The sequence below is a fragment of the Enterobacter cloacae complex sp. 418I7 genome, assembly GCF_050030705.1.
GTDB lineage: Bacteria > Pseudomonadota > Gammaproteobacteria > Enterobacterales > Enterobacteriaceae > Enterobacter > Enterobacter intestinihominis.
Genome location: NZ_JBLGUU010000001.1, coordinates 1,754,773 through 1,767,061, shown reverse-complemented (window position 1 = coordinate 1,767,061; position 12,289 = coordinate 1,754,773). Strand labels below are relative to the sequence as shown.

At 55.5% G+C, this 12,289-nt stretch carries 12 protein-coding genes; 5 read left to right on the top strand and 7 right to left on the bottom strand.

Going from position 1 to position 12,289, the window contains the following annotated elements:
- Window positions 1-26 precede the first annotated feature (26 nt).
- Window positions 27-518 carry an REP-associated tyrosine transposase gene (locus ACQG0S_RS08405; RefSeq protein ID WP_022647766.1) on the bottom strand — a complete coding sequence of 164 codons (492 nt, stop codon included), beginning with the start codon at window positions 516-518 and terminating at the stop codon, window positions 27-29.
- 100 nt (window positions 519-618) lie between these two features.
- Window positions 619-1,842 carry a peptidase T gene (gene pepT / locus ACQG0S_RS08400; RefSeq protein WP_032624465.1) on the bottom strand — a complete coding sequence of 408 codons (1,224 nt, stop codon included), beginning with the start codon at window positions 1,840-1,842 and terminating at the stop codon, window positions 619-621.
- Between the two features lie 237 nt (window positions 1,843-2,079).
- Here pepT and potA point away from each other — a divergent pair, with 237 nt between their 5' ends.
- From potA to potD, 4 genes are read left to right on the top strand one after another with little or no spacing between them, the layout of a single operon-like run.
- Window positions 2,080-3,228 (top strand): spermidine/putrescine ABC transporter ATP-binding protein PotA, encoded by a 1,149-nt coding sequence (potA, locus tag ACQG0S_RS08395; RefSeq protein ID WP_169441329.1) that lies wholly within the window; start codon window positions 2,080-2,082, stop codon window positions 3,226-3,228.
- Window positions 3,212-4,069, top strand: coding sequence for a spermidine/putrescine ABC transporter permease PotB (gene potB, locus ACQG0S_RS08390; RefSeq protein ID WP_426750201.1), 858 nt, complete (start codon window positions 3,212-3,214; stop codon window positions 4,067-4,069). Before potA ends, potB begins: the two co-directional genes overlap by 17 nt.
- Window positions 4,066-4,857, top strand: a complete 792-nt coding sequence (gene potC / locus ACQG0S_RS08385) for a spermidine/putrescine ABC transporter permease PotC (RefSeq protein WP_023305879.1) — start codon at window positions 4,066-4,068, stop codon at window positions 4,855-4,857. The genes potB and potC overlap by 4 nt, the downstream gene beginning before the upstream one ends.
- Window positions 4,854-5,888 carry a spermidine/putrescine ABC transporter substrate-binding protein PotD gene (gene potD / locus ACQG0S_RS08380; protein ID WP_048966194.1) on the top strand — a complete coding sequence of 345 codons (1,035 nt, stop codon included), beginning with the start codon at window positions 4,854-4,856 and terminating at the stop codon, window positions 5,886-5,888. Before potC ends, potD begins: the two co-directional genes overlap by 4 nt.
- A gap of 34 nt (window positions 5,889-5,922) precedes the next feature.
- Here potD and cobB read toward each other — a convergent pair whose 3' ends face one another.
- Genes cobB through lolC form a run of 5 tightly spaced genes read right to left on the bottom strand, consistent with a single transcriptional unit; the run spans window position 5,923 to window position 10,862 of the window.
- A complete protein-coding gene (gene cobB, locus ACQG0S_RS08375) occupies window positions 5,923-6,744 on the bottom strand; it encodes a Sir2 family NAD+-dependent deacetylase (protein ID WP_022647760.1) in 822 nt (273 codons plus the stop codon).
- Window positions 6,745-6,758: 14 nt separating this feature from the next.
- Window positions 6,759-7,670, bottom strand: a complete 912-nt coding sequence (gene nagK, locus ACQG0S_RS08370; RefSeq protein WP_023299807.1) for an N-acetylglucosamine kinase — start codon at window positions 7,668-7,670, stop codon at window positions 6,759-6,761.
- 54 nt (window positions 7,671-7,724) lie between these two features.
- Complete coding sequence (gene lolE / locus ACQG0S_RS08365) at window positions 7,725-8,969, bottom strand: lipoprotein-releasing ABC transporter permease subunit LolE (RefSeq protein WP_022647758.1); 1,245 nt, start codon at window positions 8,967-8,969, stop codon at window positions 7,725-7,727.
- The gene (gene lolD, locus ACQG0S_RS08360) at window positions 8,969-9,670 is read right to left on the bottom strand and encodes a lipoprotein-releasing ABC transporter ATP-binding protein LolD (RefSeq protein ID WP_048966195.1); all 702 of its coding nucleotides are present in this window, start codon (window positions 9,668-9,670) and stop codon (window positions 8,969-8,971) included. The genes lolE and lolD overlap by 1 nt, the downstream gene beginning before the upstream one ends.
- Window positions 9,663-10,862, bottom strand: a complete 1,200-nt coding sequence (gene lolC / locus ACQG0S_RS08355; RefSeq protein ID WP_017384712.1) for a lipoprotein-releasing ABC transporter permease subunit LolC — start codon at window positions 10,860-10,862, stop codon at window positions 9,663-9,665. Before lolC ends, lolD begins: the two co-directional genes overlap by 8 nt.
- A gap of 256 nt (window positions 10,863-11,118) precedes the next feature.
- Between lolC and ACQG0S_RS08350 the strand changes: the two genes are divergently transcribed.
- The gene (locus tag ACQG0S_RS08350) at window positions 11,119-12,192 is read left to right on the top strand and encodes an acyltransferase family protein (RefSeq protein ID WP_022647756.1); all 1,074 of its coding nucleotides are present in this window, start codon (window positions 11,119-11,121) and stop codon (window positions 12,190-12,192) included.
- Window positions 12,193-12,289: the final 97 nt, after the last annotated feature.

The window sequence follows — 12,289 nt, the reverse complement described above, 5'->3', positions numbered from 1 at the left end:
GTAAGCGATGCGCCACCGGGCTTTTTTTACTTCCGCTCCCCCGCCGCAAAATCCTCAATCTCACCCGCCCAGTCTGCCGGATATAACCCCTCCCGCACGTCCCGATGAAACGTTGAATAGGGCCAGTCGACGACTTTCCCGACATAGCCATGCTTCAGCGGATTGATGTAGACGTAATCCATATGCCGCCGGTAATCCTGTTCATTGCGAATAGTGTGCTCCCAGAAACGCGGCTGCCAGACGTGGCGCATCTCAATGTTGCGGCTAAACATTTTTTTGATGTCGCGCCAGCGCGCTGAAAAGTCACTGTCCCCTTCCGGTAAGGTCCAGATACAGTGCATATGTTCAGGCAGGATAACCCAGGCGTTAATGGTGAAGGGCTTCGCATGCTTAACCGTGGCGGTAGCGGAACGCAGGCTGTCGATGTGGCGGGTAAGTAAATCGCTCTGGCGGTTTTGCAGATTGACGGTGAAAAACCAGGTCCCACCGGGGATGTAGTGGCGGCGGTAGTTTGACATTTGAACTCCCTGTTCATGTGCCGGGTGGCGGCTACGCCTTACCCGGCCTACAAAAGCCTTTACTGTAGGCCCGGTAAGCGCAGCGCCACCGGGCATTTTCTTACCGCTTCGCGGTTAACTCTGCTATCCGCACAATCACCTGCACCGCTTTTTCCATCCCTTCCAGCGTCACGAACTCATGCTTGCCGTGGTAGTTATATCCACCGGTAAACAGGTTCGGGCACGGCAGGCCCATAAATGACAGCTGCGAACCATCGGTTCCACCACGGATCGGTTTCATCACCGGCTCGATATCACAATCGCGCATCGCCTGCTGGGCGATATCAAGAATGTGCGGATGCTCCATCACCTTCTCGCGCATATTGTAATAGCTGTCTTCGATGATGAGCTCAATATAGCAATCCGGATGCAGCCCCTTGCCGACCTTTTTCGCGATCTCCATCATCTTACGCTTGCGCGCTTCAAAGGCTTTGCGGTCAAAATCGCGGACGATATAGTGCATCTGCGCGCTGTCCACGTTCCCCTTGATGCTGGTCAGATGATAAAAACCCTCATACCCTTCCGTCATCTCCGGGCTCTCTTCGGCAGGAACTTCCGCATGAATACGCGCAGCCAGCGACAGCGCATTCACCATCACCCCTTTCGCAGAGCCCGGGTGCACGTTATTCCCGACGATTTTGATCGTCACCGATGCCGCGTTAAAGTTTTCATACTCAAGTTCACCCACGCCGCCACCGTCGACGGTGTAGGCCCACTGAGCGTTAAACGCCTCAACGTCAAAATGTTTCGCGCCTTTTCCTACCTCTTCATCCGGCGTGAAGGCCACGCGGATATCGCCATGTGGGATATTTTTGCCCTTCAGCACCGCCAGCGCCGTCATGATCTCGGCGATACCCGCTTTGTCATCGGCCCCCAGCAAGGTTTTGCCGTCGGTGGTGATTAACGTCTGCCCCAGCAGCTGATGCAGTACCGGGAACATCACCGGCGACAGCACTTCGTCGCCAATGCCCAGCGCAATATCTCCGCCGCGGTAGTTTTCAACAATCTGCGGATTAACGTGTTTACCGCTAAAATCAGGTGAGGTATCGACATGAGAAATAAAGCCAATCGCCGGGATATCTCCCTCAACGTTGGCCGGCAGCGTTCCCATCACGGTCCCTTTTTCACTGAGCGTGACATCAACCAGCCCCATGGCCTCCAACTGCTCTTTCAGCAGATTTAGCAGCTTCCACTGGCCTTCGGTGCTTGGCACCTGTCGGACCCCCGGCTTAGATTGGGTATCCAGCGAAACGTAATGTAAGAAACGCTCAAGTAGTTTATCCATGCAGTCACCCTCACTTTTTGTGACAACATTATCATTAAGCAGCAAAACGCAAATATTGCGTCAGGTCACTTTTATCCCGCAAACGAGAACTTTTTACGTTTATATCGTTCTGCGTTAATAAATGTAGCTTATGAATAAGTGAGAAGGATTGGCGATTCAATGGGTTTGCCGTAGAATGTCCGCCCTCATTACGAGTCACCAAGGTGGTTACACACAAACCCCGCTTCAGTCTGCTGCCTGAGGCGTCTATATGGGACAGCGCGAAAATTGAATACACAACCCCGTTCCCTTTCACAGCTGGTGCAACTGGAACGAATTCGTAAAAGTTTCGATGGCAAAGATGTCATTTCCGATCTTAATCTGACCATCAATGACGGTGAGTTTCTCACGCTGCTTGGCCCCTCCGGCTGCGGCAAAACCACCGTCCTGCGCCTTATTGCCGGGCTGGAAAGCGTCGATAACGGCCATATCCATCTTGAGAACCAGGACATTACCCAGGTCCCTGCCGAAGATCGCCACGTCAATACCGTCTTTCAGAGCTATGCCCTGTTCCCGCACATGACCGTGTTTGAGAACGTGGCGTTTGGCCTGCGGATGCAAAAAACACCCGCCAGCGAGATCCCGCCGCGCGTTACCGAAGCCCTGCGCATGGTGCAGCTGGAGGCATTCGCCCAGCGCAAGCCGCATCAACTTTCTGGTGGTCAGCAGCAGCGTGTGGCTATTGCCCGCGCCGTGGTCAACAAACCACGCCTGCTCCTGCTGGATGAATCCCTCTCCGCGCTGGACTACAAGCTGCGCAAGCAGATGCAGAACGAGCTGAAAGCGCTTCAGCGTAAGCTCGGCATCACGTTCGTGTTTGTCACTCACGATCAGGAAGAAGCCCTGACTATGTCAGACCGTATCGTGGTGATGCGTGAGGGCAAGATTGAGCAGGACGGCACGCCGCGTGAAATTTATGAGGAGCCGAAAAACCTGTTCGTCGCCAGCTTCATTGGCGAAATCAATATTTTCAACGCCACGGTGATTGAGCGGCTGGACGAGCAGCGCGTGCGCGCCAACGTGGAAGGCCGCGAATGCAACATCACGGTGAACTTTGCCGTGGAAAAGGGACAAAGGCTCAACGTTCTGCTCCGCCCGGAAGATCTTCGCGTCGATGAGATCCACGACACGGCTGATGCCGAAGGTCTGATCGGTTACGTTCGCGAACGCAACTACAAAGGGATGACCCTCGAATCCGTTGTGGAACTGGAAAACGGCAAAATGGTGATGGTTAGTGAGTTCTTCAACGAGGACGATCCGGACTTCGACCACTCGCTGGATCAGAAGATGGTCATCAACTGGGTAGAAAGCTGGGAGGTTGTACTGGCTGATGAAGAACACAAGTAAGTTCCAGAATGTGGTGATTGCCACGATCGTCGGTTGGCTTGTGTTGTTTGTCTTTCTTCCCAACCTGATGATCATCGTAACCAGCTTCCTGACCCGCGACGACGCGAACTTCGTCGCGATGGTCTTTACGCTGGACAACTACGCACGCCTGCTCGATCCGCTCTACTTTGACGTGCTGCTGCACTCGCTCAATATGGCGCTGATTGCCACCGTTGCCTGTCTGGTGCTGGGGTATCCGTTCGCGTGGTTCCTGGCTCGCCTGCCGCAAAAAGTGCGTCCGCTGCTGCTGTTTTTACTGATTGTGCCATTCTGGACCAACTCGTTAATCCGCATATATGGGCTGAAAATCTTCCTCAGCACCAAAGGTTATCTTAACGAGTTTCTGCTGTGGCTTGGGGTTATTCATACGCCGATCCGCATTATGTTCACTCCGAGCGCGGTGATCGTCGGCCTGGTCTATATCCTGCTGCCGTTTATGGTGATGCCGCTTTACTCAAGCATTGAAAAGCTTGATAAACCACTTCTGGAAGCCGCGAGAGACCTGGGGGCCAGCAAGCTGCAAACCTTTATCCGCATCATTATCCCGCTGACCATGCCGGGCATTATTGCCGGATGTCTGCTGGTCATGCTGCCTGCGATGGGCCTGTTCTACGTGTCGGACCTGATGGGCGGGGCGAAAAACCTGCTGATCGGCAACGTGATCAAGAGCCAGTTCCTGAACATCCGCGACTGGCCGTTCGGCTCGGCCACCAGCATTACGCTGACGGTGGTAATGGGGCTGATGCTGCTGGTTTACTGGCGTGCCTCACGCCTGCTGAATAAGAAGGTGGAGCTGGAATGATCGGTCGACTGCTTCGCGGCGGTTTTATGACCGCCATTTATGCGTATCTTTATATTCCGATAATCATTTTGATCGTGAACTCCTTTAACAGTTCACGCTTCGGGATCAACTGGCAAGGGTTTACCACCAAATGGTATGGCCTGCTGATGAACAATGACAGCCTGCTACAGGCCGCTCAGCACTCGCTGACGATGGCGGTATTCTCTGCCACCTTCGCGACGCTGATTGGCTCGCTGACCGCCGTGGCGCTGTACCGCTACCGTTTTCGCGGTAAGCCGTTCGTCAGCGGTATGCTGTTTGTGGTGATGATGTCCCCGGACATCGTGATGGCCATTTCACTGCTGGTGCTGTTTATGCTGCTGGGCGTCCAGCTCGGTTTCTGGTCGCTGCTGTTTTCGCATATCACCTTCTGCCTGCCGTTTGTGGTGGTAACCGTCTACGCGCGTCTGAAAGGATTCGACGTACGCATGCTGGAAGCGGCGAAGGATCTGGGAGCCAGCGAGATGACCATTCTTCGCAAAATCATCCTGCCGCTGGCGATGCCTGCCGTGGCAGCCGGATGGCTGCTCAGTTTTACCCTGTCGATGGACGACGTGGTCGTGTCCTCCTTCGTCACCGGGCCGAGCTACGAAATTCTGCCGTTGAAGATCTACTCAATGGTGAAAGTCGGTGTTTCACCCGAAGTGAACGCGCTGGCGACTATTCTGTTGGTGTTATCGCTGGTTCTGGTGTTTGCCAGCCAGGTTATTGCTCGTGATAAAACAAAATCTCAGGGGACACAGAAATGAAAAAAATGCTTGCCGCTGCGGCACTGGTGCTCGGAATGGGTGCCGCGCATGCTGATGACAGCAAAACGCTCTATTTCTACAACTGGACCGAGTATGTGCCGCCGGGCCTGCTGGAGCAGTTCACCAAAGAGACGGGCATCAAGGTGATCTATTCGACCTACGAGTCGAATGAAACCATGTACGCCAAGCTCAAAACCTATAAAGATGGCGCGTATGACCTGGTGGTGCCGTCGACCTATTTCGTCGACAAGATGCGCAAAGAAGGCATGATCCAGAAGATCGATAAAACGAAGCTAACCAATTTTTCAAACCTCGATCCTGAGATGCTAAACAAGCCATTCGACCCGAACAACGATTATTCCATTCCGTACATCTGGGGCGCGACGGCAATTGGCGTCAACAGCGATGCCGTTGATCCAAAAACGGTTTCATCCTGGGCTGACCTGTGGAAGCCGGAATACAAAAGCAGCCTGCTGTTAACCGATGATGCGCGCGAAGTGTTCCAGATTGCGCTGCGTAAACTCGGCTACTCCGGCAACACCACCAATCCGAAAGAGATCGAAGCGGCGTATAACGAACTGAAAAAGCTGATGCCAAACGTGGCGGCGTTCAACTCGGATAACCCGGCTAATCCGTATATGGAAGGTGAAGTGAATCTGGGGATGGTCTGGAACGGCTCTGCGTTTGTGGCGCGTCAGGCCGGTACGCCGCTGGAGGTGGTCTGGCCGAAAGAGGGCGGCATCTTCTGGATGGACAGCCTCGCGATCCCGGCTAATGCGAAAAACGTCGATGGCGCCCTGAAGCTGATTAACTTCCTGCTGCGCCCGGATGTGGCAAAACAGGTGGCGGAAACTATTGGTTACCCGACACCAAACCTGGCCGCGCGGAAGCTGTTAAGTCCTGAAGTGGCGAATGATAAATCGCTTTATCCGGACGCTGAAACCATCAGCAAAGGGGAATGGCAGAACGACGTCGGTGACGCGAGCCGCCTGTATGAAGAGTATTATCAGAAGCTAAAAGCAGGCCGTTAATGCACAACGGGCGACGCAAGGTCGCCCGTTACCCTTACAGCCCCTTCAGGAGTTTATCCACAAAGGCTGGCACCACCTCGCTGGCCAGACCGTAATGCTTCTCTTCAAACTCACTCCCGACCTGGCTTGGCTCAAGATTAAGCTCCACCGTATGGGCACCTTGCAGTCGCGCTTCGTGAACAAACCCCGCCGCCGGATAGACATGTCCTGAGGTACCAATGGCGATAAAGACGTCCGCCATGGCCAGGGCGCTGTAGATCTCATCCATTCCCAGCGGCATTTCGCCAAACCAGACCACATGGGGACGCAGACGCGAAGGGAACTGACAGCAGTGGCAGCGGTCTTCGTCCAGCACGTCCTCTTTCCACTCCAGCACCTGCCCACTCCATGCGCACCGCACCTTGAGCAGTTCGCCGTGCATGTGAATGATGTTGTGGTTTCCGGCTCTTTCATGAAGATTGTCGATGTTTTGCGTCACCAGCAGAAAACGATCCCCCAGCGCCTCCTCCAGCTTTGCCAGCGCCAGGTGCGCCGCGTTTGGCGCAATCTCCGGCTGCTGAAGCTGGCGACGACGGGCGTTGTAAAACGCCTGAACCAGCGCCGGATCGCGGGCGAAACCTTCCGGCGTCGCCACATCTTCTACTCGGTGTTCTTCCCACAGCCCGTCCGCCGCGCGGAAGGTCTGAATACCGGATTCGGCGGAGATCCCCGCCCCGGTCAACACCACCACTCTGGGTTTATCCATCGCTTCTGGCATCATCCTGTCTCTGAAAAAGATCCGCTGACGCAGGCGTTCACGTAAGCGGCGTTTATTTTTGCGAAAACGGCTGAGTCGACCCTGGCGACGCGACAGCATAGTAACCTCGTAAACTAATCGGTGAGATGAAGGAATGCGGCTCCGCGCATGCCTCCTGCGTCCCCGTGTCGCGCACGCTCAATGCGCGGCACGCGGGCGACCGGCAATAAATGTCGGGGCAAACGCCCGGACAGCTGTTCCGTAATCGCAGTGAAATTTGACAGCCCTCCCCCGATCACCAGCAGATCCGGGTCGACGATGGTCAGGATATTCCCCAGACACACCGCCAGCAAATCAAGATAGCGCTCAACGTGCTCACGCGCCTGCGCGTCTCCCTGCTCCCACAGCGTAATGATTTGAGGGGCCTCAAGTTTCTGATGATAGAAGTGTTCATAAAGCCATGCAAACCCGCGCCCAGAAAGGTAACTCTCAATGCAGCCGTGCTGACCACAGCCGCAGCGGGTAAGCGGGAAATCACGACCAACGACGTCCAGGGCATCCACCGGCAGACGGATATGACCAAATTCTCCGGTAATGTAGCTGCGCCCGGTAATGGGCTTACCGTTAATGACAATCCCGCCACCGACGCCCGTTCCGAGGATCAGCCCCATCACCAACGGATAGCGACGAAACTCGTCGTCCCAGGCCTCTGAGAGAGCAAAACAGTTGGCATCGTTGTCTAAGCGCACGTCGCGCTCAAGGAGAGCAGAAAGATCGGCACGCAGGGGTTTGCCGCTGGCAGCAGGAACGTTGGCGGCATATAGCGTGCCGTCGTCGGTTTCGGGCATACCCGGTATACCAATGCCGACGCTGCCTTTGACGCCAAAGCGTTCATCCGCCTGCGCCACCAGCGCGGCAATGGCGGTTAAAAATTCATCGTAGCTATCGCGCGGCGTAGGCACGCGGGTTTCCCATTGTAGCTTAAGGTCTTTATCGAACACGCCGAGCGCAATCTTGGTGCCGCCAATATCAAATCCGTAATACATGATGCATTCCTCTGTTTGATTCAGCGGCCAAAAGACCGCTAAACCATGACGAAATTACTGGCCACTTAATACCCTCGCCGGATCAATTCGGCTTGCGCGACGCGCCGGATACCAGCTTGCCAGCAGACTCAGTAAAAGTGCTGTAACCAGCACATAAATGACGTCCAGCCAGTGCAGTTCAGACGGCAGGAAGTCAATAAAATAGATATCGCCTGACAGGAATTGATGGCCGATAAGCGCCTCAATCCCGTTGATAATCGGCGTCAGCTGAAGAGACACCACCACGCCGATGACCACGCCGCAGAGGCTACCAAACAGCCCCGCCAGCAAACCGTACCAGACGAAGATGGCGCGAATAAGACCGTCTTTCGCCCCTAAGGTACGCAGCACGGCAATGTCGCCGCTCTTGTCCTTAACGGCCATGACCAGCGTAGAGACGATATTAAAGCACGCCACGCCAATCACCAGCACCATCGCCAGATACATAATCGCGCGGATCATCTGGATATCACGGTACATATACCCGTAAGTGCCGATCCAGCTTTTGATGTAGACATAGTTATTGGTCACGCTGCCAGCGTCACGCACCAGTGTATTGGCGTTGAAAACGTCGTTAACCTTAATGGCAATGCCCGTCACGCTGTCGCTCATATCCAGATACTGGCGCGCATCTTCCAGCGGCACCATCGCGAAGCTGTGATCGAGCTGGCCGCTCAGCTGCAAAATACCAGTGACGTGCAGACGCACGCGCTTAGGCTGCTGCAATTTGTGATCAGCGCTGGCGTTCGGGATCATGATCGAGACCCAGTCGCCCTGCTTCACCTTCAGTGCATCGGCAACGCCTTTGCCCATGATGATCTGCTGTTCGCCAGCCTTAAAGTTTGCCCATGCACCATTTTGCACATAGCGAGGCAGCGCGCTCAGACGCTCCTCCTGACGTGGATTCACCCCTTTCACCTGAATGGCGCGCAGGTTTACCCCGCTCTCTACCAGCCCGGTAAAGTTGATGTAAGGTGCAGCCGCCGCAATGCCGGGTACCTTTTCCACTTTGTTAAGGGCATCACGCCAGCTGGACCACGGCTGGTTAACCGGCTCGATTTCACCGTGGGGTACAACGGCCAGAATGCGGTTATTCAGTTCGCGCTCAAAGCCATTCATGGCGCTTAAGCCCACGATTAGAACCGCCACGCCCAGGGCGATACCGATGGTGGAGATCACGGAGATAAGGGAAACCATCCCGCTCCGGCGACGACCGCGGCTAAAGCGTAACCCAATGAGTAACGATAACGGTGAAGCCATTACTCCGCTCCCATCAGCGTCAGTTCTGCATTCAGACGACCGTCGCGCATTTCCAGCTGACGGCCCATCCGCTTAGCCAGCTGCAAATCGTGCGTGACCACCAGAAACGCGGTTCCCTGCGCGGCGTTCAGTTCGCCGAGAAGCTGGAAAATGCTGTCTGCGTTACGCGCATCGAGGTTACCTGTCGGTTCATCCGCCAGCACCAGGCGCGGGTTGTTGACCAGCGCACGGGCGATGGCCACACGCTGACGCTCGCCGCCGGAAAGCTCAGACGGACGATGATTCCCGCGATGACCCAGCCCTACCGCGTTTAGCATGTCGCTGGCGCGGGCATTGATTTCTGCGGGTTTCTTTTTACCAATCAGCAGCGGCATCGCCACGTTTTCCAGCGCCGTAAAGTCCGGCAGCAGGTGGTGGAACTGATAGATAAAACCCAGCTCACGGTTACGCAGCTCGGCTTTCGCCGTAGACGACATTTTACTCAGCGGCTGCCCGGAAAAGATCACATCGCCTTCGGTTGGCGTGTCCAGCCCGCCCAGCAGGTGCAGCAGCGTACTTTTGCCGGAGCCGGAGCTACCAACAATTGCCATCATCTCGCCTTCACCCACGCTAAAGCTCACATTGTGCAGCACGTCGGTCTGCACAGCGCCTTCCTGATAGCGTTTGGACAGGTTGTCGCACTGCAACAGGGTCTTATTCATAACGTAAAGCCTCAGCGGGTTGAGTGGCGGCAGCCCGCCAGGAAGGATAAAGCGTAGAGAGCAGCGCAATAGCCATCGCGGCCAGCGCAATACCGACCACCTGGAGCGGCTCGATAGCCACCGGCAGCGCCGCACCATCAAGCAGCGCGCCGATAATCGGCATGAGATTGTTGAGCTGGCTGGCGAGCAGCGCACCCAGCGCCGCGCCGAGCAGCGCGCCGATGATGCCAGCGCTGGCGCCCTGAACCATAAATACCGCCATGATCTGGCGCGGCGTCAGCCCCTGGGTTTGCAGAATGGCGACTTCGCCTTGCTTCTCCATCACCATCAGCCCGAGCGAGGTGATGATATTAAACGCGGCAACGGCCACGATCAGGCTCAGCAGCAGCCCCATCATGTTTTTCTCCATGCGCACGGCCTGGAACAGTTCGCCTTTGCGGTCGCGCCAGTCCTGCCATTTCGTTCCTTCCGGTAGCGTCTGCTGGCTAAGGGTATCCACCTTCAGCGGCGCATCAAGCCACAGACGCCAGCCGGTGATATTTCCCGCCGGGTAGCGCATCAGACGCGAGGCGTCCTGAATGTTAACCAGCATCTGGTAACCATCGACTTCGCTGTTCGCCGCAAACGTGCCAATCACGTTGAACAGGCGCTGGCTTGGCAGACGCCCCATCGGCGTAAACTGACTGGCTGAGGGCACCATCACGCGCAGTTGATCGCCACGGTTGACCCCGAGCTGCCCGGCAAGCTGCTCGCCGAGGATGACGTTGTATTTACCCGCTTCCAGGTCGGTTTGTTTTACGTTGACCAGGAACGGCGTCAGCGGATCTTTTTGCGCCGGATCGATACCCAGCATCACCCCGACCGCCACGCTGCGGGCGCTTTGCAGCACCACATCGCCCGTCGTGAGGGGCGCAACGCGCGTGACACCCTGTAACTTCACCGCGCTTTCCGGCAGCTGTTGCGGGTTAACGGAGCCCTGAGTGGAAGAGAGAACGGCCTGCGGCATCAGCCCCAGGATATTGTTTTGCAGCTCGCGCTCGAAGCCGTTCATGACGGAAAGCACCGTCACCAGAGCCATCACGCCAAGCGTAATGCCAATAGTCGAAAGCCAGGAGACAAAGCGACCGAAGCGGTCCGCGGCGCGCCCACGCATGTAACGTAAGCCTATGAAGAGTGCGACAGGTTGATACATGAAATCCGTCTGTTTGCTGATAGCAGACCCACGAGTATATAAGCGAATCCGCTAAGCGTAAATGACTGAAACCGTAAGATTCAGTAATCATTTTTCCGAAAAATTCAGATAAATCATCATGCTACTGACTGAACTTCCGCCATACAGCCTCCACCTTTTCCGAAAATCGTCCTGATACAGACTGTTACCCGTTACATCGGGGTTTCATTTTACAACAATCGACCTTTCGTTTATGGCAACAAGGTCGTCACGCACAATGAAACAAAAAGCATTATGGATTAACCAGATAAAAGGGCTGTGCATCTGCCTGGTGGTGATTTACCACTCGGTGATCACCTTTTATCCTCACCTGGACGGGCTACAGCATCCGTTATCGGGCCTGCTCGCCAAATGCTGGGTCTACTTTAATCTTTACCTCGCACCGTTCCGTATGCCGGTGTTTTTCTTCATCTCCGGCTATTTGATTCGTCGATATATTGACGAGGTGAACTGGCGCACCAGTCTCGACAAGCGGATCTGGAGCATTGTCTGGGTGCTGGCCCTGTGGGGCGTCCTGCAATGGCAGGCGCTGACCCATCTGAATGCCTGGCTCGCCCCCGAGCGTGAACTGGCGACAGCATCCAATGCGGCCTACGCCGATTCCGTTTCAGGGTTTGTACTGGGAATGCTCACGGCCAGCACCAGCCTGTGGTACTTGTACGCCTTAGTGGTCTACTTCACGCTCTGTAAACTGCTGAGCCGCTGGAAACTGCCGATGCTGGGGCTTCTGGCGCTGGCAAGCATCGCCATTAACTTCCTGCCTTTACCGTGGTGGGGAATGAACAGCGTGGTGCGCAACATGATCTACTACAGCCTCGGCGCATGGTACGGCGCGCAGTTGATGACGTGGATGAAAGGGATGAATTTACGCCGCAGCTGGCTGGTACTTATCGCCTCTGGCGCGGTGTCGGTAGTGCTGTGGTTCGCTAATGTTCCTCTGCCGCTCTCACTGCTGTCGATCGTGGTCATCATGAAGCTCTTTTACAGCTTCGAGCAGCGTTATGCCGTTCATCCCAATAATCTGCTGAACGTCATCGGTTCAAACACCATCGCGATTTATACCACTCACCGCATTTTAATTGAGGCGTTTAGCCTGCTCCTGATTCGCGAAATGAATGCGGCGTACTGGCCGATCTGGGCGGAGTTAACGCTGATTCTGGTCTATCCGTTCGTCAGCCTGCTCGTCTGCACGCTGGTTGGACTGGGCGCACGTAAGCTCTCGACCGCCCTCTTTGGCGACCTTTTCTTCTCCCCTCCCGCGCGTCTTACGCCACAGCTCGCCAGCCGCTAACCTACCCTGCCCCCATCCGGGGGCACTTTTCCTCTTGTGCGGTTACGATTTGCTTATGCATAACGATCGAGGATAATAAAGACATTGCGTATCAGTG